The 25,727-nt window shown below is 60.3% G+C and carries 21 protein-coding genes; 7 read left to right on the top strand and 14 right to left on the bottom strand.

The window, feature by feature from the left end; all coding sequences use genetic code 11:
- Nucleotides 1-186 precede the first annotated feature (186 nt).
- On the top strand, nt 187-435 hold the full coding sequence (locus ACZ9IM_RS19450; RefSeq protein WP_427626253.1) for a DUF1652 domain-containing protein: 249 nt from the start codon (nt 187-189) through the stop codon (nt 433-435).
- Between the two features lie 415 nt (nt 436-850).
- Here ACZ9IM_RS19450 and ACZ9IM_RS19445 read toward each other — a convergent pair whose 3' ends face one another.
- The 3 genes from ACZ9IM_RS19445 to ACZ9IM_RS19435 form a co-directional block, all read right to left on the bottom strand.
- A complete protein-coding gene (locus ACZ9IM_RS19445) occupies nt 851-1,966 on the bottom strand; it encodes a Gfo/Idh/MocA family protein (RefSeq protein WP_476224731.1) in 1,116 nt (371 codons plus the stop codon).
- Between the two features lie 453 nt (nt 1,967-2,419).
- Nucleotides 2,420-3,187 (bottom strand): SDR family oxidoreductase, encoded by a 768-nt coding sequence (locus ACZ9IM_RS19440; protein ID WP_008009686.1) that lies wholly within the window; start codon nt 3,185-3,187, stop codon nt 2,420-2,422.
- A 38-nt stretch (nt 3,188-3,225) separates the two neighbouring features.
- Entirely contained in the window at nt 3,226-4,293 is a 1,068-nt protein-coding gene (locus ACZ9IM_RS19435) for a phosphotransferase family protein (RefSeq protein WP_476224730.1), read from the bottom strand.
- Between the two features lie 190 nt (nt 4,294-4,483).
- On the opposite strand from ACZ9IM_RS19435, the gene ACZ9IM_RS19430 reads away from it, so the two are divergent.
- Nucleotides 4,484-4,879: a DUF4280 domain-containing protein gene (locus tag ACZ9IM_RS19430; protein ID WP_476224729.1), complete on the top strand. Its 396-nt coding sequence runs from the start codon at nt 4,484-4,486 to the stop codon at nt 4,877-4,879.
- 202 nt (nt 4,880-5,081) lie between these two features.
- Here ACZ9IM_RS19430 and ACZ9IM_RS19425 read toward each other — a convergent pair whose 3' ends face one another.
- From ACZ9IM_RS19425 to tssB, 11 genes are all read right to left on the bottom strand, one after another.
- Nucleotides 5,082-5,624, bottom strand: a complete 543-nt coding sequence (locus tag ACZ9IM_RS19425; protein ID WP_476224728.1) for a toxin-antitoxin system YwqK family antitoxin — start codon at nt 5,622-5,624, stop codon at nt 5,082-5,084.
- 12 nt (nt 5,625-5,636) lie between these two features.
- The gene (locus tag ACZ9IM_RS19420; protein WP_427626247.1) at nt 5,637-7,646 is read right to left on the bottom strand and encodes a type VI secretion system Vgr family protein; all 2,010 of its coding nucleotides are present in this window, start codon (nt 7,644-7,646) and stop codon (nt 5,637-5,639) included.
- A gap of 126 nt (nt 7,647-7,772) precedes the next feature.
- Complete coding sequence (locus tag ACZ9IM_RS19415; RefSeq protein ID WP_427626246.1) at nt 7,773-8,333, bottom strand: hypothetical protein; 561 nt, start codon at nt 8,331-8,333, stop codon at nt 7,773-7,775.
- Between the two features lie 19 nt (nt 8,334-8,352).
- On the bottom strand, nt 8,353-8,943 hold the full coding sequence (locus tag ACZ9IM_RS19410) for a hypothetical protein (protein WP_148050128.1): 591 nt from the start codon (nt 8,941-8,943) through the stop codon (nt 8,353-8,355).
- A gap of 226 nt (nt 8,944-9,169) precedes the next feature.
- Entirely contained in the window at nt 9,170-11,713 is a 2,544-nt protein-coding gene (gene tssH, locus ACZ9IM_RS19405) for a type VI secretion system ATPase TssH (RefSeq protein ID WP_476224727.1), read from the bottom strand.
- A 2-nt stretch (nt 11,714-11,715) separates the two neighbouring features.
- Nucleotides 11,716-12,741, bottom strand: a complete 1,026-nt coding sequence (gene tssG / locus ACZ9IM_RS19400; protein WP_476224726.1) for a type VI secretion system baseplate subunit TssG — start codon at nt 12,739-12,741, stop codon at nt 11,716-11,718.
- Complete coding sequence (gene tssF / locus ACZ9IM_RS19395) at nt 12,705-14,498, bottom strand: type VI secretion system baseplate subunit TssF (RefSeq protein WP_427626243.1); 1,794 nt, start codon at nt 14,496-14,498, stop codon at nt 12,705-12,707. The genes tssG and tssF overlap by 37 nt, the downstream gene beginning before the upstream one ends.
- Entirely contained in the window at nt 14,482-14,925 is a 444-nt protein-coding gene (tssE, locus tag ACZ9IM_RS19390) for a type VI secretion system baseplate subunit TssE (RefSeq protein ID WP_476224725.1), read from the bottom strand. Before tssE ends, tssF begins: the two co-directional genes overlap by 17 nt.
- A 15-nt stretch (nt 14,926-14,940) precedes the next feature.
- On the bottom strand, nt 14,941-15,438 hold the full coding sequence (locus tag ACZ9IM_RS19385) for an Hcp family type VI secretion system effector (protein ID WP_007906301.1): 498 nt from the start codon (nt 15,436-15,438) through the stop codon (nt 14,941-14,943).
- Nucleotides 15,439-15,702: 264 nt separating this feature from the next.
- Nucleotides 15,703-17,190: a type VI secretion system contractile sheath large subunit gene (gene tssC, locus ACZ9IM_RS19380; RefSeq protein ID WP_008067879.1), complete on the bottom strand. Its 1,488-nt coding sequence runs from the start codon at nt 17,188-17,190 to the stop codon at nt 15,703-15,705.
- 28 nt (nt 17,191-17,218) lie between these two features.
- Complete coding sequence (gene tssB / locus ACZ9IM_RS19375) at nt 17,219-17,767, bottom strand: type VI secretion system contractile sheath small subunit (protein ID WP_007906307.1); 549 nt, start codon at nt 17,765-17,767, stop codon at nt 17,219-17,221.
- A gap of 228 nt (nt 17,768-17,995) precedes the next feature.
- Here tssB and ACZ9IM_RS19370 point away from each other — a divergent pair, with 228 nt between their 5' ends.
- The 5 genes from ACZ9IM_RS19370 (at nt 17,996) to tssA (ending at nt 25,722) form a co-directional block, all read left to right on the top strand.
- On the top strand, nt 17,996-18,445 hold the full coding sequence (locus ACZ9IM_RS19370) for a type VI secretion protein (RefSeq protein WP_427626239.1): 450 nt from the start codon (nt 17,996-17,998) through the stop codon (nt 18,443-18,445).
- 241 nt (nt 18,446-18,686) lie between these two features.
- Nucleotides 18,687-20,018, top strand: a complete 1,332-nt coding sequence (tssK, locus tag ACZ9IM_RS19365) for a type VI secretion system baseplate subunit TssK (protein ID WP_476224724.1) — start codon at nt 18,687-18,689, stop codon at nt 20,016-20,018.
- An 18-nt stretch (nt 20,019-20,036) separates the two neighbouring features.
- Nucleotides 20,037-20,804, top strand: coding sequence for a DotU/TssL family secretion system protein (locus tag ACZ9IM_RS19360; protein WP_427626237.1), 768 nt, complete (start codon nt 20,037-20,039; stop codon nt 20,802-20,804).
- The gene (locus tag ACZ9IM_RS19355) at nt 20,801-24,637 is read left to right on the top strand and encodes a type VI secretion system protein (protein ID WP_476224723.1); all 3,837 of its coding nucleotides are present in this window, start codon (nt 20,801-20,803) and stop codon (nt 24,635-24,637) included. Before ACZ9IM_RS19360 ends, ACZ9IM_RS19355 begins: the two co-directional genes overlap by 4 nt.
- A complete protein-coding gene (gene tssA, locus ACZ9IM_RS19350) occupies nt 24,634-25,722 on the top strand; it encodes a type VI secretion system protein TssA (RefSeq protein ID WP_476224722.1) in 1,089 nt (362 codons plus the stop codon). The genes ACZ9IM_RS19355 and tssA overlap by 4 nt, the downstream gene beginning before the upstream one ends.
- The last annotated feature ends 5 nt before the right edge of the window (nt 25,723-25,727 follow it).

The following is a 25,727-nucleotide window of genomic DNA, read 5'->3' as shown; positions in this document are numbered from 1 at the left end:
ATGCACTAGTTGGGATGGTGCAATTTGATGTTCTGCTCAGGGGCTGGTTTTTCTAGGCTGTGAGGGTGCGATACGTGGCTTCGGGTCGGTATCGCGTCCTTTTCGAAGCAGCTAAAGGAACAGCCACATGGGTGCGAACAGTTCAAGCGTGGAGTCGATTTCAGGTCGTCGCCAAGGTGAATCGGGATGAATCATCTGGCGCAATTGCGTATGCAACTGGAGCGGAGTTTTTCGCCGTTGGCCTGTGAGTGCGCGCTCACCGGGGATAATTCGTTGACGGTGAAGCTTTATCATCCGGCGACGGGGCAGGTGGATCTGGTGGTCAGCGGGTTGAGCATGGTGAATCTCAGGACGCCGGAGGCGTTGACGGCGTTGATTGAAGAGTTACGGTACGAGCTTGAGAGCAACACGTTGCATTGTCGCGAGACGTCCTAGGAACTGTCAGGTTTTGCCGGCGGTCGTATAAGGAATACGAGAGTATTTTTTCTGTGACCGGTCCGCGGGTACGCGGTGAGTGTGTTGGGTCGCGGAAATATGTCGATCACTTACCGCGGGTCAACCTATGAAAAGTCTTGGGAAACGCACTTTTACAACACAGTCGTTCGCACTCTGGATAGCGATTCTGGGTGGTTGTGCCAGTCCTCCACCGCCACCTCCCGCTGCGCCGCCTCCACCCCCTGTGCGCACCTGCCAAACCACTGAAAACATCGATGTACAAGGCGATGTGAGGGCTGAGGGGCAGGTGACCCGGGAAACGACGCTCACTCGTTGCGTCACTCAATAATCATCCATCGGCTCACGTTGAACCGCCAGCAGCGCTGTGCTGCTGGCGGGTATCCGCGCGCGTCGCTCAGACTTCCTCAATCCTGACCCAACGCGACTCCCGCGCTGCCAACCGGATCGCCGTCGCCAGGCGTTCGACTTCCCACGCCTGTTCGAAATTCGTTCCACCCTGAGATAAGCCTGCCAGCGCCATCACCAGATCATGGACTTCCAGCGTCTTGAGTTCGTTGTATCCGAGTTGATGCCCTGCCGCCGGACTGAACGCCGCATAACCCGGCAAATTCGGCCCTGCCATCAAGCGCTGGAAACCGTCCTGACCGGCACGAAACAGACGCAGCTCATTCAAGCGTTCCTGATCGAATACCAATGTGCCTCGGGTGCCGCTGATTTCAAAACTCAGGTGATTCTTGTAGCCGTGCTTGAGCCAACTGCTGCTGAACGTGCCACGGGCGCCGTTGGCAAACCGCAACAAGGCATGGACCTGATCATCGACGGCGATGCTGCGTTGTTCCGGACTGCCAACCGTGGCGGGACGTTGCCGGTGCACGGTCTGGGTGTCGGCGCTCACTGCATCGACATCGCCCACCAGATAACGGGCCATGGCCAACAAGTGACTGCCCAGGTCGGCCAGTGCACCACCGGCATGATCGGCCTCGCAACGCCACGACCAGGGCGACGCGGGGTCGGCCATGAAGTCTTCGCTGAATTCACCCTGGAAACTGATTATCTGACCCAAGTCGCCGTTTTCAAGCAGCTCCCGGGCCAGCCCGATCATCGGGTTGTGCTGATAGTTGTAACCGACCCGCGTCACCACGCCCGCAGCTTTAGCGGCCAGACGCATGGCGCTGGCCTGTTCGAGGTTCACCGCCAGCGGTTTTTCGCAGTACACCGGTTTACCGGCGGCGAGGGCGGCCATGGCCATGGGGTAGTGCAGATGGTTAGGGGTGGTGATGGCGATCAGGTTGACCTTGGGATCGTTGATCAGCTGTTGCCAGTCACTGTGAGCGGCATCGAAGCCCCACGCGTCGGCGCAGTGCCGGGCGCGCTGCGGATCGGCGTCGGCGAGGGCAGCCAGTTTGAGCTTCAGCGGCAATTCAAAAACGGCGCTGACGTTGCGAAAGGCCAAGGCGTGGGCGCGGCCCATGAAACCTGTGCCGATGAGTCCGATACCGAGTTCGCGCATAGCCGGGTCCTTTGGATTTTTATTTTCAGGAGGGCTATTTATGGAATAAATATTCACAATATGCAAATAGTGGAATAAATATTCTTATGCTGAATCCGATACGGCTGCGATTTGATCGTTCCTACGCTCCGCGTGGGAATGCAGCCAGGGACGCTCCGCGTCCCAAAAGAGCGGACGCAGAGCGTCCGGTGAGGCATTCCCACGCAGAGCGTGGGAATGATCAGTGGTGAGTACTGAAAACTAAAAAGGCAGCCCTGAGGCTAATGCCGGTAAGTTAAGACGCAGAACCTGTGGGAGCGTGGCTTGCCCGCGAAGAACGATGACGCGCAGTACCTGAAAAACCGCGGTGCATTTTTCGCGGGCAAGCCACGCTCCCACAGGATTTTCGTCGCTCAAATTTCTTAACTTACCGGCATTAGCCCTGAGGCTGCCTTTTGTATCTGGTGAGTCGAATCAGGACAAAAAACCACCATCCACATTCAACGAAACCCCAGTCGTGTAGCTCGACGCATCACTGGCCAGGTACAACACCGCACCGGCCATTTCACTCGGGTCCGCTACGCGCTTGAGCGGAATCTGCTGCAGCGCGGTTTTCAGAATGGCGTCGTTCTTTACCAGCGCCGAAGCAAACTTGGTGTCGGTCAGACCCGGCAGCAGGGCGTTGCAACGGATGCCGAATTGCGCGCATTCCTTGGCGAAGACTTTGGTCATGTTGATCACCGCTGCCTTGGTCACCGAGTAGATGCCCTGGAAGATCCCGGGTGAAATACCATTGATCGAGGCGACGTTGATGATGCTGCCGCCGCCGTGTTCGCGCATCAGCTTGCCGGCTTCCACCGACATGAAAAAGTAGCCGCGAATGTTCACGTCGACGGTTTTCTGGAAGGCGCTGAGGTCGGTGTCCAGGACGTTGCAGAACTGCGGGTTGGTCGCCGCGTTGTTGACCAGAATGTCCAGGCGCCCGAACTGTTCGCGGATGCCGGCGAAGACTTGGGTGATCTGCTCCATCTCACCGATGTGGCAGGCGACTGCGGTGGCTTTGCCGCCAGCGGCGATGATCGCGTCGGCGACGTGCTGGCAGCCGTCGAGTTTGCGGCTCGAAACGATGACGTGGGCACCTTGCTGCGCCAGCAGTTTGGCGATGGCTTCACCAATGCCGCGGCTGGCGCCGGAGACGAAAGCGATCTTGCCGTCGAGGTCGAACAACTGAGTCTTGGACATGATTTTTCCTTGTTATTGGGCCCGATCAGCGGCCGTGATCAGAGGCTGGATTTCGAGATGACTTGCAGGCTCATCTGCTCCAGCAGTTTGTTCATGTGAATGAACTGTGCGAAGCGCTTGTCCTGGGTCTGACCATGGAAGAAGCGGTAATAGATCTGCTGCACGATGCCGGCCAGGCGGAACAGGCCGTAGGTGTAGTAGAAGTCGAAATTGTCGATCTGGATGCCCGCGCGCTCGGCGTAGTAATCGACGAACTCACGGCGGGTCAGCATGCCGGGAGCGTGGCTTGGCTGACGGCGCATCAATTGCACCGGCGCCGGGTCGTCGGCTTCGATCCAGTAGGCGAGGGTGTTGCCCAAGTCCATCAGCGGGTCGCCGAGGGTGGTCAGTTCCCAGTCCAGCACGCCGATGATCTGCATCGGGTTCTCGGGGTCGAGGATCACGTTGTCGAAGCGGTAATCGTTGTGGACGATGCTCGACGTTGGGTGATCGGCCGGCATCTTGTCGTTGAGCCAGGCTTTGACCGCTTCCCACTTGGGCGCGTCCGGGGTCAGGGCTTTTTCGTAGCGCTCGCTCCAGCCTTTGATTTGCCGTGCCACATAGCCTTCGGGTTTGCCGAGGTCGCCCAGGCCATAGGCCTTGTAGTCGACCCGGTGCAGTTCCACGAACTTGTCGATGAAGCTCTTGCACAGGGTTTCGGTCTTCGCTGAATCAAGCCCTAGTTCCGGTGGCAGTTCGGAGCGCAGGATGATCCCCTTGACCCGTTCCATCACATAAAACTCGGCACCGATCACTGACTCGTCGGTGCAGTGCACATAGGCTTTGGGGCAATAGGGAAAGCCGTCTCGCAGCTGATTGAGAATACGAAATTCGCGGCCCATGTCGTGGGCGGACTTGGCCTTGTGGCCGAACGGTGGCCGACGCAGGACGAATTCCTGTTCGGGGTATTCCAGCAGGTAAGTCAGGTTCGACGCACCGCCCGGAAACTGGCTGACTTTCGGCAAGCCGCTCAGGCCCGGAATGTGCGCCTTGAGGTATGGATCGATCAGGCTGGCATCGAGTTCTTCGCCGGAGCGGATACGGGTGGACTGGTCAGTAAGCGCCATGCTTATCCCTTCTGCTTATTTTGGAGGCCAGACATCATTGGCTAATCTAATGGTGCGCCGGGGTCGCCACAAGCGCGGCACGGTCTTATAGGTTAGCGTGTTGCCGGATAATCAGCGTTCCTGATGTGCACGAACAGGCTCGGCGGGCTATGGTTTCAGGGGAGCGCCGCTTCCAGGAAGGAGATTCGACATGGGTTGTCCGCAAGTTTGCGCCACCGCGACCCTGCAATGCAGTTTCGGCGCGGCACCAGCGGTACTCAACGTGCTGCCGGTGAATCGCACGCTGACCGGGGGCATGCCAGCGGCGAACATCATGGATCACATTCCGCTGGTCAACGTCATGCCGTTCGGCACGTGCATGAGCATGGCCAACCCGATGGTCGCGGCCGCCACTGCCGCAGCGCTGGGCGTATTGACGCCGATGCCCTGCATCCCGGCCACCGCCACCCCCTGGATTCCCGGAGGCGCGCCGACCCTGCTGCTGGGCGGCACGCCGGCCATCGATGCCAACAGCACCCTGATGTGCAATTGGGCAGGGGTGATAAAAATCGTGATGCCGGGGCAAATGCAGATGCTCATTCCCTGACCGCACGCGATCAAACTGTGGGAGCGAGTTTGCTCGCGAAGGCGGCGTGTCAGGCGATATCGATGTGGAATGTGCTGACGTCATCGCGAGCAGGCTCGCTCCCACATTTTGACTGCGTCGTACACAAATACCGTGTTGAACCGAAATCCCCTGTGGGAGCGAGCCTGCTCGCGATGTGTCCATGAGATTCACCACAACAGGCTCAGGCCTCGGCGGGATCACTCCAGCGCCTGAACCACCAGCGCACCCTCGAAATCGGCTTGCCCTCGGCGTCCAGCGGTCGCCCATCGCTGGCAAAACCCTGTTCCGGTTCCAGTAACAGACCATTGAGATATCGAGCCTCGACGGCGGGTTTGCCGTTGGGATGAAAGCGCTGATACCGCCCCTCGCGCACGCCATCGCGGTAGAACTCGGCCTCCGCCAGTTGCCCGTCGGGAAAGTAATTGAACGCGTCGCCATGCAGCAGCCCTCGGCGGTAAGTCGCCTTGCGCTGCAGCCAGCCTTGCGGCGCATAGAAACTCGCGACCCCCTGCAGCTTGTCACGAACAAACGGCAGCTGCGCCGAGACCTTGCCATTGGGGTGGTAAAGCAGGGTAGTGCCTTGTAGCTCGCCGTGGCTGTACTGCAAATCGGCCTGCGCGCGACCGTCATCCTTGATGTGCAGCGCACCGTCGAGTTGGCCATCGAGCAAGCGACCTTTGAGCTGTTTATCGTTCTGCTGCAAGTCCAGCGGCGTGATGGCCATGGGTTCTCCTTGTCAGTTGACCTGCACCAGACCACCCTTGATCGTCAGCATGCCGCCACCGTCCACGGTCTGCGAAGCGGCGCCCTTGTTGGTCAGGCTGATCCCGGCATCGTTGGTCATGGTCGTGCCGGCCTTATTCTCCAACGAGGTCCCCGCCTGATTGCTCAGGGACGTACCGGCCTTTTGACTGATCGAGGTGCTGGCCTGGGCCGCCAGATCAGCGCCACTCTTGATCGCAAAACTGCCGCCGCTTTGCAGGGTCAGGGTACCGGTCACCTTGATGGTCAGATTGCCGTCCACCGTCAGGCTGTAATCGCCGGTGACCTTGTGCGTGTAGTTGCCACCGGTGCTGTGGGTCTGATCCGCGCCCACGGTCACCGTGCGACTGTCCTTCACATCGAGATTGTCACTGCCAGTCTGGATGGTCACGCTGCGTTTGCCTTTCTCCAGGGTCACGGTCTCGTCGCCTTCCTTCACCGTGCGCGTACGGGCGTTCTGTACGGTCAGGGTTTCGTCGTGGCCGACCGTGGCGGTTGTGTCGTTGAGCACGTTGATCTTCAGATCTTTCTGCGCCTGCAAAAACACCTCTTCGGCGTCCTTCTTGTCCTCGAAGCGCAATTCGTTGAAACCGCCACCGCCCTTGGACGATTGGGTCTTGATCCCGGACTGGGTCTGATTCGCTGGCAGCGCATAGGGCAGGGCGTTGTCACCGTTGTAGACGCAACCCGTCACCAGCGGTCGATCGGGATCGCCATCGATAAACGTCACGATCACTTCCTGGCCGATCCGTGGCACGAACTGCATGCCAAAACCCTTGCCGCTCCAGGGCAACACCACCCGCACCCAGCAGGAACTGGCTTCGTCGTTCTTGCCATCGCGATCCCACGGGAACTGCAACTTGATCCGGCCGTATTCGTCGGTCCAGATTTCTTCGCCGGACTTGCCGACTACGATGGCGGTTTGCGTGTGCATTCGCGGCTTCGGTGTGGTTCTCACCGGGCGAAAAGGTGTGGCCTTGGGGATGGCTTCGAAACGATTGCGATAGCTGTCGTGGCTGGCTTCGTGAGTCACCGCCGTCACCACCCAATCGATATTCAACGTCGAATCATCATGCCCAGCGAGGGTGAACCAATGCCCCGGCACCAGCCAGCGGCAGTCGCTTTCACCGACAAAACGCTTCTCCTGACTGCGCAATCCATCGACACGCTGCTTGGTCAGCGCATCGCCGCGCGCTTTGGCGTTGTAGCTACCGGGGTGCTCGTACATCGACCGTGGCCCGGCGACTGCTTCGGCCTGGCTGTAGAGCGAGGTGGTCGGGGTGGTGAACTCGTAATCCGTCGCCTGATACACCCCGGCCACCGCCTGTACGCAGACCTGGCCGGAGCGAATGCCGTGCAGTTCTCGCTCACCCAACTGCTGGCCGAGATACTTCACCTTGGGTCCATTGGGGATTGGCACAAACGCGTCGTTGCTGTCCCCCAGCACCAGCGTGTGCTTGCCGTCCTCGTGGGTGAAAAACCAGAAAATCCCTTCCTCTTCCAGCAACCGTGAAACGAAGGCGAAATCGGTTTCGCCGTACTGCACGCAGTACTCGCGCGGGGTATAGCTGCCGCTGAGCTTCAGCAGGAAATCGGTAAAACCATGAGCCTTGAAAATCGTGGTGACGATGTCAGAGGTGCTGAGGTTCTGGAATACGCGGTTGTTGCTGGCCAGGGTCAACCACCAGAGCCATGGCCGCAGTACAAGCTGATAGCGCTCGGCGGTGGCGTCGGCAGGGAGTTGGCGGATTTCGGCGACCAGCGCATCCATCGGGCGGGTCAGGACGTCGTTGTGCAGGGTGGTGGTGAGGTGGGTGGCGATGGCCGTGGTCAGGGTGAGTGATGTGCCGTCGTTGAGGCCGTTGAGGGTTTGTGTGCCCAGCGAATTGAGGGTTTCTTCGCCGGACAGCGACTCAGGATAAAGCGCCGACAGCGAGTTGGCAGTGAGGGAGAGACTGGTGTTGCTGTCGGTAGTGCGGGGCATTGGGGGGCCTCAATGGGTGGTTGGAGCTTGTGTTGTTGATTATGTGAGTAGGAACTGATCGATAATCCCAGAATTACCCATGAAAGAGTGATGTGTTTATTTGTGCTAATTATTGGCCTATGGTGTTCATGGAACGCCATGGAAATAATAGGTTAAAACACGAGGGTGCGATTGTAACTTGGAGACTCCCTCAATCGCTTTGCCGGTTGAAGCAGCGGTACCGTAGTATGCAAAGTAGGCAATGTTCCAAACTTTGACGTTGGTTTCTATTTCGTTAATTAGTTTATAGAGTTTGTTCGAGCATCCACATGGCCACACCGTCCCTTTAGCATCTCTGAATACGCCTGATACATCACGACAAGGACTATGTGTGAGTATGATGTCAACGGATATGGGGTAGATGCTAAGAGATTTTTTGTAGTAGTCCCACGTTCTGATTAATATTTCCTCTGCATGTCCTCCGAAATTTGGCTGGCTTTTGCTTTCGTCGTACGTATTCTCGAGTCTTTGTATGTGCGCGCGACCGGACCCCACTTGTGCAACATTTTCAATGTTTTTATAACCTTCGGACCAAACGGTTTCTATGGTACGGTCGTCATTGTTCCAGCGCATTATTAATCCGGTCTCACCGTTCGAGTAGGTGAGCAGGTTTTGCATGGCTCGGCGCAATGTAGGCGTAATGTTCACTTTTGTTCTCCTTTTAAGTTTAATTCACAGGATGATACCCATTGCCCATTAAAGGAGTGTTGTTATTGCCCAAGTTGATCTCTGCCATGAGGAAGCTAACGGCTGCATCACGAAATTGTGCGTTGACCGTGCACGCTGGATTGGTTGCTACGGGGGAATGTAGGGTATAAACGGCGCCGGCTGACCAGTCAGCGCCATTCCATACTCTGTCGCACGCAACCGACGCAATAATCTGATTTGCCGGGATCTCGGGAATCGCAAGTTCTTGAGCAAACAATGGCCAAAGAGCATTAACGCCGCTGACCGCTACTCCAGCAAGGCCGTCCTCGACCTGCCGTTTATGAGTGTTGGTGACTGCGCTGGTATCTAATGCCACTGCATAAATATACGTTCGTGCTACTGCAACATCCAAAGGGAATAGCGCGGATGCACTAATGCGTGCAGACACACAGACAGCACTGTCAGGTTCAATGTCGCCTGCGTAGTTCGGCGTCGCTCTATAGACAGGGCTTGGCGCTGTCAAGTCCCTCCTTGAAAAACCCAGAGCGAAGATACTATGCTGACCATAAGGTGCACGACTGTCACCGCGAAAAAAAATACGAGTCGCCATTGGTTTGATTCCTTTGTATTGAACGTGTCTTGATATTGTGGTTGCCTATGAGAGCCGTTGTTAAGGGTGTCGGTATTTAAGCTAACTCTTGTGTTATCTTTGGTTGGGTATTTTTATACTTTCCGTTGGTGTGTTTTCTGGTTGCGCTATTGCTTAATGTCATGGCAAAACTCCTTGTTAACTTGTTTTACATTTTTCTACGAACTGGGCGGGCTGCATCCTGTATTCACTCCAACACCCACTCCGCCAACTTCCCCGTCACCTGCGTCATCAACACGTTCTCAACATCCCGTGCCCCAGCCGCACTGCACTTGGCCAACACCGCCTGCACAATCCCGGCATCAAACTCAAACTGTTTCCCGGTTGCAGCCTTGTAGCGTCCGCGCAATTTCTCCAGCTTCGCCAACACAATCCCTTCCAGCGTCACCTCATCCAGAGGCCGATACGCCACCACCGTCATGCGCGCCAGAAACGCTGGCCGAAACGCTTTCAGCAGCACTTTATGCAGCGCTTCGTTGAAGGCATCGGTGCCCAGTTGCGTGGTCGGTGTGTCGAGCAGCAATTCAGCGCCAACGTTGCTGGTGGCGAGCATCACGGTGTTTTTGAAATCCACCACCAATCCGGTGCCGTCTTCCATCACGCCTTTGTCGAAGACGTTGTAGAAGGCCTCCAGCACATCCGGGTGGGCCTTTTCGATTTCATCCAGCAGCACCACCGAATAAGGTTTTCGTCGCACCGCTTCGGTGAGTACGCCACCGCTGCCGTAACCGACATAACCGGGCGGGGCGCCTTTGAGTTGGCTGACGGTGTGGGCTTCCTGGTATTCGGAGAGGTTGATGCTGATCAGGTTGCGTTCGCCGCCGTAGAGCGCATCGGCCAACGCATAAGCGGTTTCGGTTTTGCCCACGCCCGTGGGGCCGACCAGCAGGAACACGCCGACCGGTTTCTGTGGGTCGGTAAGGCCGGCGCGGTAGGCTTGCAGGCGTTGGGCGATGGTGTTCAGCGCGGTGCTTTGGCCCATGACCCGCAGGCCCATGCGCTGGCCGAGGGTGCGTACGGCGTGGGCTTCGTCGGCGAGCATTTTGCCCACCGGGATACCGGTCCAGCCGGCGATCACGGCGGCCACGGTTTTTGCGTCGACCTGTTCCGGCACCAGCGGATCGTCCTGGCGAATGGCATCCAGACCGGCCTCGAGTCGTACCAGTTCGGCGGCCAGATGATCGATGCGGCTGTCAGTGGCTTCGTCCGGTTTTTCGTTGTCGGCGCGTTCGCTCAAGGTGAGTAACTCGCGGCGGGTTTCCAGCAGTTCGCGCACGGCGATCCGTTCTTCGTTCCAGCGGATTTCCAGGTCGCGAATGGCTTGCACGTTGCCGACGGATTCGGTTTCCAGCAGGGTGATGCGTTCACGGTGATCGAGCCCGGTGGCCTGTTCGCGACGCAGGCGTTCGACTTCATCCTTGAGGCTGTTCTGGCGATGGCGCAGGCTTTCCAGCGGTGGCGGCACGTCGTGCTGGCCGAGGGCGACCCGGGCGCAGGCGGTGTCGAGCACGCTGATGGCTTTGTCCGGCAACTGGCGCCCGGAGATGTAGCGGTGGGACAGTTTCACCGCTTCGTGGATCGCTGCGTCGAGCACTTGCACGCCGTGGTGCTGTTCCAGTTTCGCGGCCACGCCACGAAGCATTTCCACGGCGGTGGTTTCGTCCGGTTCCTCGACTTGCACCAACTGAAAGCGCCGGGCGAGGGCCGGGTCTTTCTCGAAGTATTTTTTGTACTCAAGCCAGGTCGTGGCGGCGAGGGTGCGCAACTCGCCACGGGCCAGCGCCGGTTTGAGCAGGTTGGCCGCGTCGCTGCCGCCTTCCGCGCCGCCGGCGCCAATCAGGGTGTGGGCTTCGTCGATGAATAGAATGATCGGTTTATCGGCGCTGCGCACCGCGTCAATCACGCCTTTGAGCCGCTGTTCGAACTCGCCTTTGACCCCGGCCCCGGCCTGCAACAAACCGAGGTCGAGTACCCGCAGGCTGACTTCCTGCAGCGACGGCGGTACATCGCCAGCGGCAATGCGCAGGGCCAGGCCTTCGACCACTGCCGTTTTGCCCACGCCCGGCGCGCCGACCAGGATCGGGTTGTTCTGCCGACGCCTGAGCAGGATGTCGATGCACTGGCGAATCTCGCCGTCACGCCCGACGATGGGGTCGATGCGCCCGGCGTGGGCGTCGGCGGTCAGGTCCTGGGTGAACTGATCGAGCACTGAATCCTGTTTCGGCTGCGGCTTGCCGGCATTGGCAGGCCGCGTGCCGCCGACGTGTTCGCGAGAGTTTTCGGTCCACTCCAGCAGGTTGCTGCGCAAGGCTTCCCGCGGAATTTTCAACAGCGACGAGGCGCTATTGAGCAGCAGGCTGCGGCGTTCATCGCGGTCGAGCAAGGCCAGCAGCAGCAAGCCGGAACGGATGCTGTCGAGACCGAGCACACTGGCCTGAACCACCGCGTCTTCGAGCAGGCCGATGGTTTGCGCGGAGAGCGCCGGGGTGCGGGTGCTGCCGGATTTGAACAGTTCCAGAGCCTTGTTGATTTCCGCCGTCAGGGCATCGCGCTCCAGGCCGAAGCGCTGCAGCAGGTAGGCGAAGTCACCGCCCTCGATGTCCAGCAACTCAAGCAGCAGGTGCTCGATTTCGACGTAATGATGACCTCGTTGCAGGCAGCGTTGCGCGGCCCGTTCGAGGGCGCGGCGGTTGTCCGGGTTGAGGCGTCCGATCAGGCTGGCCAGTTCCATGTTCAGGTGATCTCCAGCTGACGAAGGCGGGTTTCGATCTGTTGCACGGCGAGGCTGGTCTGGCGTTGCAGGCCACCGTTCCAACTGAGCAAGGGCGGGGCCTGGCGACCGAGTTTTATCGGGCTGGCACCGCGCACCAACAACACCAGCGTGCAATCCAGATCGGGGCCGAAGTACAGCGCGCTGAGGCTGGCCAGTGCTGGATGGGATTCGCCGTCCGGCAGAAACCGCGCCGCCTGCGCCGAGGTCAGCGGACCGAGCGTCAGGCGGATGCCGGCGTGTTCATCCCAGACCCGGGTGCCGGCCACGGCGCTGCGGCCCAGTTGCAGGTTGCGGCCTCCCGGTTGCAGGCGGCTGCGACTGGCGGGTGGGATTTCCCGCCAGGCACCTTCATAGGCGCTGAGTGCGACCGGCAGTTCGAAGTGCTCGCGCACGATCGCGGCGAAGCCGGCGAGGGAGCGACGACCGTCGGCGAACAGCGCGCTGCATGCCAGTACGGCGGAATCGGGAACGGCCTGACGTTCTTGCAAGGCTTTGGGCAATAACCCGGTCAGCGCCCGCAGTTGCGCCTGCACCGGGGACGCGCCGGGGGCCGTAAAGCCGACGGCAATCCGGTGTTTGCGCATCACCTTGTACAGCAGGCTGAGCAGGCGATGCTGGAACAGGTCGAGGAACTCGGCCGGAGCATGGTCCTTGGCGCGAGCCCGTTGCTGCAGCCATTCCTGATAGGCATAGGGCAGGGGCCCGTCGGGTCCGCCGAGGCCAAACACCGGAGTACTGAGCGTCGGTTGCTGACCGGGTTCCTGGGTCAGGCTTTCGATTTCGCTGGCGGAAAAAAGCGCCGTTAACGGCCCGCGCAGGCGCAGGGCTTCCGCTTGAGGCGCGGTGCCGCTGCCCAGGGACTCGGCTTGTGGGTGTTCGCGCTCCAGCAGCAGCAACGCCTGCAACAACTCGAACGCCTGCGGGTCGTGCCGCAGCTTCTGACTCAGGCTCAGAGGGACAGTGGCATGCCGGCTTGGGGTTGCCATGTCTTGACCTCCTTGTCTGACTGGACCAGGACCGTGCGCACAAAGCGATTGGCCGTGGCATAGAGTGAAAAGAACTGCGCCAGCACCGCTGAAAACAACACGGCGCTGCTGCCGACGAAATGCTGCGGGTCGAGTTGCAGCTGAACTTCCAGCCCATTGCGCCAGCCGCGCCACGCATCTTCGCCGACATGGGCGATCACTCGTTCGCAGCCAAGACTTAGCAAACCTTCGATCTGCCGTAGGGCGCTGGCCTCGTCACGCAGGTTGTGCAGTTGGAGGATTTCCTTGAGGGCATCCAGCGCCTGCGGCCCCTCGACCAGCGACAAATGATTGAGGGTCAGTTGCGATACCAGCCGCCAACGGGATTCGCCATCCAGTCGCGGCAAGCTCTGCGGGCTGGGTGGATTGCGCAGGCGTGCCCAGGCCACTGGCCCCGGTCGTTCGAAACCCAGTGGTGTCCCGGCCGGAAGGCTCTGGGCCAAGTGTCGGTTGGTACACAGCAGTTCGGCGGTGAGGCTGTATTCGGTGGTCTCGGACAATGGGTCGAGACGGGTGTCCACCAGGCTCACCATCAGGTCGGTGCCCAGACGATTCGGGGTCATGCCGCTGACCCGTCGCGCGTGCCAGTAGCATTGCTTTTCACCGCCGATATGCTGGCTGCCGTAATAAGCAGGAACACGCAGCACACCCTGACTGGAACTGGCGCGCATCGCTCGGATGCTGTGGATCTCGACGCTGTTTTCCCGATGACTGTCGGCGACCAGGCGGTACTCGCTGCGAGTGCCGTCCGGGCGCAGGGGCTCCGAGGTTCGTGGAAACAGATTGATCACCGGCGCACAGCCCAAGGCGAAGTCGCTGGCTTGAAGGTGCAGACGGTTGGCCGGGGCGCGGTCGAAGACGATGTACAGGTACAGCGTCTGGCTGTCGCTGGTGGCACCGGCCAACGGGATATCGAAGAAATTGAATTTGTCCGGGAAGGCAAAGTATTCGGCGAGCAGACGCATGCCCGGATGCACGCCGTCCTCGTCCGGCAACAGCACTTCGTCGCTGGCGAAACCGACAATGTCCGGCAACCCCGCCAACACTTTCGGCACGCTGCCGACGGGGCCGGCCAGCACCTTCACGGCATGGGCGCCGAGCAGGTCATACAGGCAGGCATTGATCATCGGGGAGGCGGCGAGGTGCACGCGCAACTGTTTGATCGCCAACTCCGGCCACTGGCTTTTACCGAGGCAACGCAGGCTCAGGCGCAGGGCCGAGCGCGCCTGTGCAACGCCGGTCAGGGCCTGGGCTTCGTCGCTGCCCAGCAACAGCGCTTCATTGATTTGCAGCGGCCACAATCGAACCGCGGCGCTGGTGCGAAAATGGATGCTTTCACCTTTGCTGGTGGTGACGAACAGCGGCGTGTCTCGTGGCAGCGGGTAACCGCCGGCGAGGTTGCCCTTGCTCGGATCCGGCTCGAACTGCACGATCGCGCAGGACGGTAATGGCCGCATCGCCAGCGGGTAAAGCTGTTCGAGCAAGGCGTCGCTGAATTCGGCGTAGTCGTCATCGAGCCGCCGTTGCAAGCGCGCCGCGAGCAAGGCGAAACCTTCGAGCAGGCGTTCGACATGCGGGTCGGGGCATTCACCGGGAGACAATTCCAGGCGTCTGGCGACCTTGGGATAACGCTCGGCAAAAATGCTCCCGGCGTGCCGCAGCCAGGTCAGTTCGCGCTGGTAGTAATCGAGCAGTTGCGGGTCAATCGAGTCGCTCATGACGCACCTCAAGGCCATTGCCGGCCTTCTCGATGACAAAAGCCACGGGCCAGTGCTGCTGGCCGCTGCGCAACTCACCCAGTAGCCGAATGCTCAGTTGCTGCGGATGGCCGGGGACCGGATTGACCTGGACCTCGCCCAGTTGCAGGCGCGGTTCGAAATGGGTGATGGCCTCACGGACTTCCCGTGCCAACTGACGACGGTCATCGCTGCGCTGCTGTTGCAAGGCGGTCCAGTCAGCGATGCCGTAGTCGAGAATGCTCGGCGGGGAGGTCAGTGGGCGTTGGCCGCGTCGGGTGTTGAACAGGCGCAACAACTCCGTGTGTACCGAGTCGAGCAGCCCTTGGCGATCGAACACCTGCACGGTGTCGACCTCGCTTGAAGCGAGGCGCTCGAACAACGGTGGGAGGATGCCGGTGCCTGCCATGGCCGACGCGTCCGCTTACTTGACGAGCTTGTTGGCGGCCATGTCCCAGGTCGAGGCGGCCGTGCCTTCCTTGGTGCCGTCGTCTTTCTGGGCGGTGAGTTCCCACTTGATTTTGGTGAAGTTCAGCGACAGGGTTTCCACCGGTTTACCACCGGTACCGCCACTGACGCTGACGTTGGACAGCACGACGTTGGTCAGGGTGTAGATGATGAATGGCATCAGTTGACCGCTGCCTTCGGCGGCGTTGCGGCCGATGGTGATTTTGGCTTCCGGGATTGGTTTGCCGGCGCAGCAATACTCGTTGAGAGAGGGCGTCGAGCTGTCGACGAATTTGGTCAGGGTGAACTCGCCGATGTGCGGCTTGCCGGAGGTACGCTCCGAATTGCTGACGTCGTTGGTCACTTGCATCGCCACGTTGTGGCTGTAGGACATGACTTCGATCTTGTCCTTGTAACCCTCGAGCAGGCTATCGCCTTTGATGTCGCCGCCGAGGTCGAGAATGATTGCATCCATCGCATGAAACTCCTGAAAGTAATCGCTATAGACAAGTGGGGTGAATACCCAATGCCAATCAGTTAAAAGCGAACACTGAACCTGTTAAGCCAAACACTGAATCTGTTAAGCCAAACACCGAACCTGTGGCGAGGGAGCTTGCTCCCGCTGGACTGCGTAGCAGTCCCATTTTTTGGGGCCGCTTCTCGCCCCAGCGGGAGCAAGCTCCCTCGCCACAGGTATCAGTGGTGCCACAGACTCCAGTGGTGCCACAGGTTTCAGTGGTCAGGCAGCTACCGGTGGCGGCAGGGTCGCGACCAGGCGGATCGATGCGGTCAGCTCTTCGAGCTGGAAGTGCGGCCGCAGGAACACCGTGGCCTTGTAGGCACCCGGTTTGCCGGCCACCTCGGTCACATCCACTCGAGCTTCACGCAACGGGTACTGCGCCTTGATCTCTTGCGGCGCGTTGTCGTTGATCAGCACGTAGTCGGCGATCCAGTTGTTGAGATAGGTCTGCACGTTGTCGCGGGTCATGAAACTACCGACCTTGTCGCGCATGATCACCTTCAGGTAATGCGCGAAACGCGAGGCCGCGAGCACGTACGGCAACATCGCCGAAATCCGCGCGTTGGCGTTCGCCTCGTTGGTGTTGTAGAGCTTGGATTTGTTGGTGGTCTGGCCGCCGAAGAACACTGCCACGTCGCTGTTTTTTTTGTGGCACAGGGCGATGAAGCCGAGGTCGTTGAGCTCTTTCTCGCGTCGGTCGGTGATCGCCACTTCGGTCGGGCATTTGAGCGACAGGTCGCCAGAGGTTGTGCGGAAGGTATGGGCCGGGAGGCCTTCCACCGCACCACCGCCTTCGGCACCGCGTATCGCCGCGCACCAGCCGTACTTGGCGAAGGCTTCGGTGATTCGTTGCGACAAGGCCCACGCAGCATTGCCCCACAGGTATTTGCCGTGGTCGCTGCCGTTGACGTCTTCGACGTAGTTGATGCCTTCCACCGGCGACGTGTCAGGGCCGTAGGGCAGACGCAGCAAGAAGTGCGGCAGCACCAGCGACACATAACGCGAGTCTTCGCTTTCGCGGAACGAGCGCCACTTGATCAGCTCCTGGCTTTCGAAGACTTTCGACAGGTCACGCGGCACGGCCAGTTCGGTGAAGCTGTTCATGTCGAACAACCGGGGGCTGGCGGCAGCAATGAACGGCGCGTGAGCGGCCGCGGCGACGTTCGAGAGTTTCTCCAGCAGGCCGATGTCCTGCGGGTGCCGGCCGAAGGTGTAGTCACCCACCAGCAGGCTGAACGGGTGGCCGCCGAAGGTGCCGTATTCTTCTTCGTAGATCTTCTTGAACAGCGCACTCTGGTCGAACTCGACGGCTTTTTCCAGGTCGTTCTGCAGCTCTTTCTGGGTCACATTTAGCAGACGCAGTTTCAGCCGGGAACTGGTCTCGGTGTTTTTCACCAGCAGGTGCAGGCCGCGCCAGGAGGCTTCGAGTTTTTGCAGGTCCGGGTGGTGCAACACTTCGTTGAGTTGAGCGCTGATCAGCTCGTCGATCTGGCTGATGCGGTCGTTGATCATCGCCACGGTGTCCTTGTCGATGGCCATGCCTTCGTCGAGTACCTGGGTGGCGAATTCCGCGAGCATGTCGCGGGCGTAATCCTGCTGGCTGTCGTCATGGGCCATGCGGCCTTTGGCGATTATTTCATCGAGCAGAGACAAGGTCTGGGCGGTACTGTCGCTGGCTTGGCTCTGGGCGGCGGATGAGGCGGGCATGGCAAATTCTCCCTAAGTGGATGAACGATCAGGCTTGCGGTTCGGCCGGTACTTCTGCATCGCCTGCGGGGGCGGGGGCGGCGGTTTCCGGGCGGGCAGACTTGATCTCTTGCAGTCCCTCGGTGTTGGCGATGACGTCACGCAACAGCTTGTCCAGATCATCGTTGCCATCGAGCTTGGTCAGCAGATCGCGCAGACGCTGACGGGCTTCGAACAGACGCCGCAGCGGAGTGACTTGCTCAACCACCTTGACCGGATCGAAGTCGTCGATGTGTTTGAAGTTGAGCTCGATGTTGAGTTTGCTGTCGTCGCCGCTGAGGGTGTTGGTGACCTGCAAGGTGGCGCGCGGGCCGATCGAGGCGAGCACTTCGTTGAAGTTGTCGCGATCGATTTCGGTGAAGCGCCGTTCATTCAATTTCGGGAGTGGCTCCAGAGGCTTGCCGGAGAGATCGGCCAGGATGCCGACAACCAACGGCAATTCTTTCTTCTCGATGGCGTTGCCGATTTCGACGTCGTAGGTGATTTGCACCCGGGGCGGGCGAACCCTGTCGAGCTTGTGCTGAGTACTTTCTGCCATGGTGGCTGACTCCGATGCATGAGGCGGGCGCAATGCATCGGGAGGCCCGTTTCATCGCATTCCCTTACTGGACCGTAGGTTAGAAAGGGAGGGCAGAGGACCTGTCATTCCTTTGACGAACCTTCCACATTCGTCGTGCCGACCGAACTACCCAAGACGCTAGAACAGGTCTATAAAAAAGCAAACAAAAAGCATTTTTGGACTGTATCGAGAAAAGGAAAATTCATTTTGTACGCACGTTTTTTTTCTTTGGTTCTGCTCCTGTCACTCGCCGGGTGTTCGTTGTTCGGACCTCGTGTCGACCTCGATAACCTGACGCTGGACGTCGCGCCCCGCGCCAACGATGACACGCCGATCGCGGTGGACTTCATTGCGGTGAACGACGCGGATCTGCTCAAGCAGTTGTCGGGTATCACCGCCCGGCAGTGGTTCGCCGAACGCGAGCAGTTCCAGCGTGACTACCGACAGCTGATGACGGTCTGGGGACTGGAGCTGGTGCCCGGTCAATTCATCGACAAACAACCCTTCCCGCTGGGGGGCAAGCGGGCGGCTGGACTTTTAGTCTTCGCCAGCTATAACACTCCCGGAGCACACCGGTTACGGCTGGACGATCAGAACAGCGCCTGGCTCAAGTTCGACAGTCGCGAGATGACGCTGGTCAGCGATCACCCGAACTGAACACAGAGATTAGGATGCGCGAACAGACATGTAGGAGCCCGGCCGTAATACCGGTCAGTTAAACGCGATCCATGTGGGAGCGGGCTTGCTCGCGAAGACGGCGGCACAGTCAACATTGAAGTCGCCTGACACACCGCTTTCGCGAGCAAGCCCGCTCCCACAGGTTCCGCGTCTTAACTGACAGACATTGGGCCAGGCCGCCCATTTTTGCGCGGCGCCACGAGAGGTCGAAGGGAATCGTATGAGTCTGCTACCTGACGCGGTTTGCTGGCATGAGGGCATGCAGTTGTTGCCCCAGCATTTTCAGTTGCAAGGGCTGCGGGCCGAAGCGCTGGTGGCGCATTTCGCCCAGGCCTGTAATCCGTGGTTCTGGGGTGTGACCCGCGTCGAATTCGATCCCTCTGCATTGAGCGCCGGGCTGGTACGACTGATCAGTTTGCAGGCGACCTTGCCGGACGGTTTGCCGGTCAATCTGCAGGCCGGTGTCGGGCCGATGCTGGAGCTCGACGTCAGTGAAGCGATCGACGCCACCGACAACGCCACCGTCACCGTGTACCTGGCAATCAGTCCGCTGTGGCGCGCCGGGCAGTTGCTACCGCTCAAGGGGCGACTGCAATCGGTGGTCGGCGATGCGTTGCCGGACCTCACGAGCGGCGAGTACCCCGAGTCGATCACGGTCTGGCGTCCGAACCCGCGCTTGTGCACGCAACTGAACAAGGCGGATTCCGTCTGCCTGCCACTGCTGAGAATTCGCAAGGAGGGCGGCGGTTTTCTTCCGTTGCCCTACACACCGCCAACGCCATGCCTGTTGCCCGACTCGGTGCTGGGTCGTCGAGTGGTGGGGCTGTGCGCCAGGGCGCGGGAGAAATGCATGTTCCTCGCCGGTCGTTTGCGCCAGGCGCAGCAGGCCGGCAATCAGGACGACGCGCTGGAAATTCGCCGCCAGTTGACGGCGCTCTGGGCGCGGCTGCCGGAGGTCGAAGGCCTGCTGAACAGTCGAGTGGCGACGCCTCAGGCGCTGTATGGCTTGCTGCTCGGGCTGGCCGGCGCCTGGTCGGCGCTTGATCCATTGGCCGGCGTTCCGGCGTTCGCGCCGCTGGACTTTCTTGAACTGCAGCGCGGCTATGAAGCGGTGCTCGACTGGCTTGAAAAGACCCTCGAACTGATCCGCGCCGGTTATCGCAGCCTGGCGTTCGAACGCAGTGAACAGACCTTCTCGATTCAATTGCCCGACGATCAGCCGAGCCAACGGCTGGTCATCGGTTTGCGCATGCCCAACGGTGCCAGCGAGCAGGCCGCGAGCGAATGGTTGCGCGGGGCGATCATTGCGTCGCAGCCGCACATCGCGCTGCTCAGTCGCCAGCGCATGAGCGGTTTGTCCCATCAGGCCATGAGTCGCAATGAACAAGTGGCCTACAGCGTCGGCGACGATACGCGGTTGTTTGTGGTGACGGCCGAAGGCCAATGGTTCGACGGGCAGTTGCCGTTGCTGATTGCCGCACCGGCTTCCAGGCTGGCCAGCAGTCCATGGCAAGTGGTGTTGCTTGTCGCCCAGGCGAGTGAGAGTGCTTGATCAAGGAAGGAACGTCCTATGTCTGAGGGCAATGTCGGGTCGGGTACACGAGGCCTCCACGAAGCACCTCTGAGCAGTGCTTTTCGCCAGGCCTGGCAGCAATGGTCCCAGGACTGGAACCAGTTGCCCAAGGACAGCGAAGACGAAGCGCTGGTGGAGGCGGTGGTCGAACTGTCCACGCAAATCTCCCAACGACTGTGGCGAACGGCATTCGCCAAAGTCGGCGACGCCGCCACCGAGCAAGTCAAGGCGCTGGTCTATGCCTTCGTCGCGCTGGTCGATGAAACCTTGCTGTTCACGCCGTGGCCGGGCCAGTCGGCCTGGCAGGAAAAACCGCTGGAATCGCGCTTGTACGCCAGCCGTCAGGCCGGTGAGCGAATACCGCTGGCGATCAAGGAACTGCTAGACGAGCAGCTCCCCATCACTCGCGATCTGGCCAATGTTTATTTGCAGTGTCTGGTGCTGGGGTTTCAGGGCCGTCTGCGCGGCGAACAGAATCAGGCCCAGCATGAAAAATGGCGCCTGGCGCTGTTCACCTTTGCCTGGCAGCACGAGGCGGATTATGCCGACGTCAGTGCCCGGCTCGAACAACCTTCGGCCGTGCCGCCGCTGCAATTGCCGGTGCGCCTTTCGTTGCCCGACGGTTTTCGCCTGGGCGTGGGGATTCTCGCCATGGTCCTGCTGCTGACCGGGTTGGGGCAGCTGTTTTGGCGTGACATTCGTCTGGAGCTCGAACCGGTGTTGCAGATGACCGATTCCGTGTCCGTCTCGGAGCAAGACTCATGAGCACGCTGGGGATTATCGGCCTCATCATCGCCGTGCTGTTGCTGCTGGCGATTGTCGGGGTGGCGGTCTGGTGGTTGCGCACGCAAAGCGGTGCGGCGATTCGCAGTTTTTACCTGGCGGTGCGGCACATGGAGCAAGAGCAGGGCGCCCAGGACCGTTATCAGATCCCATGGCTGCTGATGCTCGGTAACGAAACCCAGGGCACGCAATTGTGTACTCAGTGGCGCTTGCAGCCCACCGACAAACCGGCCTGGTTCGGTCGCTGGTGGTCGGACCCTGAAGGTGCAGTGTTGGTGGTGCCACAGGCGCTGTTTTTGCCAGATGAAGGCATGCACCTGCAACGCGGCGGCTGGTGGCGCTTGCTGGGATTGATCCTGCGCTTGCGCAGTCAACGTCCGCTGGACGGAGTGATCTGGACGGTGCCGGTCAGTCGATTGGGCAACGTCGAGCAAGCCGCGACCCTCGGGTTAGCGGCGCGTCGACGCTTCATCGATTTGTTGCAACGGTTCGGGCTGAGCCTGCCGGTGTACGTGGTGATTACCGGCATGGAGGAGTTGCCGGGCTTTCAGGAGTTGATCACCGCGCTGCCGGTCGAGGCCCGCGAACGCACGCTGGGCTGGTCGTCGCCCCATGGGACCGATGCGGTCTGGCAAGCGCAATGGAGCGATCAGGCACTGGATCAGGTGACTCGGGCCCTGGCGGAATCGATCATCGAAATCGGCGCCTTGTCCGGGCAACTGAGCACTGAGCTGTATGGTTTGCCGGAACGTTTCGAAGCCTTGCGACGCCATCTGCAATCCTTGTTGGAGCCGGTTTTCCAGGGCAATGCTCAAGGTGAGGCACCGCGCTTTCGCGGTATCTATTTCACTGCCAATCAGCCCTCGGAAGACAGCGCCGACGGGTTTTCGGCCTACGACACCGGGTTGCAGCAGAGCGCCTTTGCCAGGCAATTGTGGCAGCGGCGGGTGGTCGCCGAACGTGGTCTGGCCCAGGTGGTGCCGCGTCTGTTACGCCTGCGTCAGCGCTGGCAGCGCGTGATCGGTGGGGTGGCGCTGGTGGTTGCGTTGGTCTGGGGCGCGGGCATGCTGTGGGTCTGGCAGGATTCGGTCAAGGAGGCCCATGAACTGTCGCGCCTGCTGCAAGGGGCGCAGAAAAACTACGCGGCGGTCACGGATGAATCTCATCGGCTGGAGTCGACCCGGCGCAACGTCCAGGGTTTCTGGCGGGTGCTGGAAAAGGCGCCGGGCTGGAGCTTCACCTCAGTGGTATTTCCGACCTCCTGGTTCTCTTCGCTGGATGCGCAGTTGGCGAGCGAGTTGCGCCTGACCGCCCAGAGCCATTTGATGCTGCCGTTGCGCGACCTGTTGAGCGCGGAGCTGGCGCAACTCAAGACCATCCGCAACACCGAACGACGGGGCAACGTCGAAAGCGAAGATCCGGCCCAATGGCAAAACTACGTCAAGGCCAAGGATCTGGTGGAGCGTGCGGTGAATCTGGAGCAGCAGAACCAGTGGTTCAGTCAGGCGCTGAACAACCCCAAGGCGCCCCTCGAAGACCTGGTGTTGTTGAGCAACAACGCGTTGTCGCTGAACCTCAACGTCGGCACGTTGCACCGCGCCGGTTTTTACAACCGTGCGTTGTTCGATGCCGATGGCAGCGATTTGCGACCGCTGGACCTGACCGTCGAGCGCCCGGTGATCGAGGAAAATTTCCTCGGGCTGATGGAGCGCTGGCTGGACCAGTATTTCCTGGCCGACAATTTCGTGCGCCAGGCCGGTTATCTCAAGCTGCATCTGGAACGGCTGGAAGCCGGCAGTGGCAACTCCCTCACCGAGCTCGAAGATTTGCGCGCACTGGTCGATGACCTGCAAACGGTGATCGGCTTGACCAATTCGGCGTGGGGGCGCGGCAAGGGGCAGGACCTGGTGCCTGGCTATCGCGAGTTGCTGGACAACGTGCGCAAAAGCGCCTTGCTCGGACCGCAACTGGAACAACAGTTGGAAATGCAGGCGGCCAAGCTGCAACAGAGTTTTCGCGATCAATGGATCGTCCAGGCCGGCTCCCGGGACAATTTATTGATCCAGCAAGGCAGCGGGCAACTGGTCTTGCAGGAACATGTGGTGCAGCTCAACAACGCGGTGCAGGCGCTGTTCAAGCGTGACTTTGTGGCCATCGCCTTACAGGCGGATCGCTCTGAAGCCCCGGATGGGCAAGGGCAGGGCGTTGATGGCGACGACCTCGACAGTGCGCTGAACTATTTCGCCAGCTACAAGAGTTACGCCGCCGAAGAGTTGCCACGCATTCCCCCGGCGTATCGCGGCGCCTTGTTGCAAGCGGCCGAAGGCGCAGTGGTCAAGGCCATGTTGTCGAGCCTGCGCGAGCACAATGCGCAGGCCAACAGGGGCGTCTTCAATGTGCAGGCCTCCCAGGCGATTGCCTTGCAGAAAGCCTTTGTCGAGGTGCGTCGCAGCGATCTGGCCACACGTTTGCAAACTGCCTTGAACCGCCGCGCCCTGGCCGAAATCGTCAGCGGCCTCGACGAAATCGTCGCCCAGCCGCTGTTCAGCGGGCGCACCGAAATCAGCCAGTGGGACGGCTCGAAAAACCTCGGCCTGCAACTGTATGGCGCCAACGACGTGCAGGATTTGAAACTGAGCCTCAAGCAGCAATTCAACACCATGCTCGGGATTACCGAGCGACGCACCTCGGCGCTGGAATGGCTCAAAGTCCAGCAACAGAACCTCTCGGCGCTGGATTATGAACGCGTGACGCAGTTCAGTGCGCTCAACGACGAACTGCTCAAGTACAAGGAGCAGAACCCCGCCAGTTCGCCGGCGCAGATCGAACAATTGGTCAGTCGCGACTTCATCGAAATGGACGCCACGTCCTGCGGCCAGATCCTGCAAACCGCCAACCTGTCTGGCGGGCGCGGAACCCTGGCGTTGCGGGCGGTGGATCTGCAACAAACCGCCATGCAACGCTGCCAGTTCCTGCAACAGCAACAGGCTGCGGCGGCGTGGAACGACCTGGCCAACTATTTCAATCAGTACCTGGCGGAGCGCTTTCCGTTTGCCAATGGCCTTCAGGCCGCCGACGCCGATCCGGCCAGGGTTCAGCATTTGCTGGAGCTGATCGACAAGCGTTTGCCGGTGGCGCAGGCCGGATTGTTGCTGAGCCAGACCCCGGAGCGCCTGGCCGCCGAGGACTTTCTCAATCGTCTGAAGCAAGCCAGCACGTGGCTGGGCCCGATGTTTGTACGCGACAAAAGCGGTGTGTTGGGGCTGGAGATGGACGTGCGCTGGCGCACCGATCGAGAGGAAGAGCGCGGTGCCGATCAGGTGATTGCCTGGGGCTTGAATACCGGCAATCAACAGCTCAGCTACCCCGGTGAGGCTCAGCAGAACCTGCGCTGGATGGTTGGCCAACCGATCCGGCTGACCTTGCGTTGGGCCCGAAATGGCTACCAGCGCCCGGCCAACGATCCGTTGCAGCCGAGCCTGGTGGTGCGGGATTTGGAAGCGGGCTGGGAGTACAGCGGGCCGTGGTCGTTATTGCGCTTGATGCGTTCGCACGTGTCGGTGCAACGCCAGCCGAACATGGACTACACGGACTTTCCGTTGACCTTGCGCCTGCCCGTGACGACGCAGGCCAGCACCACCACCGCCGAGCAAACCCTGATGTTTGTGCGCCTGTCGTTGATGACCCAGGGCTCGAAATTGCCGCTGTCCATTCAGCCCTTGCCAACCCGGGCCCCACGCTCACCGTTCATGGTGACGAGATCGACCGCGGGCATTGAGGCCCATGACATCGAATCCGATAAGGAGGGCCTGTGAATCAACCTTCAACGCCGTTGCCGGAACTGATCAGCCAACTGCTCGAACCGATTAGCGAGCAGGCGCCCTGTGGTCAGGATCTGCGTTATGAACCCGAGTTCGACCGGTTGCGCGAACTTCGCCGTGAGGACGACACCAGTTTGCCTACGGGGGTGTGGCAGTCGTCGATCAAACGCGCCCAATGGCCGGAACTGGAAAAACTGACCACCAGCCTGCTGCTTGAACGCAGCAAGGATTTGATGCTCAGTGCCTGGTTGGGTGAGGCCTGGCTGCATCAGGACGGGCTCGAAGGTTTGCCGGGCAGCCTGGCGCTGGTGGCCGGGTTATGCGAACGCTATCCCGAGCACCTGCACCCCCAGGCGGAGGACGGCGATCAGTCATGGCGGGTGATTCCGCTCGAATGGCTGGCTCGACGCTACGCTGAAGTGTTGCTGACCCGAGTGCCGGTGTTCGAGCCGTGCAACAACGAGTTCGATGGCTTCTGTCTGGATGCCTGGCGTCGGTTGCAGCTGCAACAGGTACAGGCCAGCGACAGTAAAACGGCCAAGACCTCGGCGGAGAACGCGCGTAACGAACAGAAAAAACTCACCGAACAGATTCGCGCCACCCCGTTGTCATTCTGGTTGCGCAGCCAGGGCACGCTGCTGCTCAGCCAGCAGCACCTGCAACGCCTGGAGGTGTGGAGCGACGCTTATCTCGGCAATCAGGCCCCAGGCTTCAAAGCGTTGCAGGACGTGATTGAAGCGTTGTTGACGCTGGTTCAGGAGTTCATCGCCATGCACCCACGAAAACCGACCCCGGCGCCTGTCGAAATTCCAGCGGTGGTGGCATCGAGCCTGGCCGACGTGCCGCTCGTCATTGCGGCGCCTCAGGTGTTCAGCGAGCCGGCGAGTCGTGAAGAGGCGTACCGGCAATTGCTGTTGATCGCCGAGTACCTGGCGCGCACCGAACCCCACAGCCCGGTTCCCTATTTGATCAAACGAGGTGTGGAATGGGGCAACAAGCCCCTGAGTGAGCTGCTTGGAGAACTGATCAGCGCCGATGCCGAATCCCGTCGACTCTGGACGCTGTTGGGCGTCCTTTAGTGCGC

This window comes from Pseudomonas sp. TE12508 (assembly GCF_056279485.1).
The sequence above is the reverse complement of the archived record's forward strand: the minus strand, read 5'-3'. Positions and strand labels throughout refer to the sequence as shown.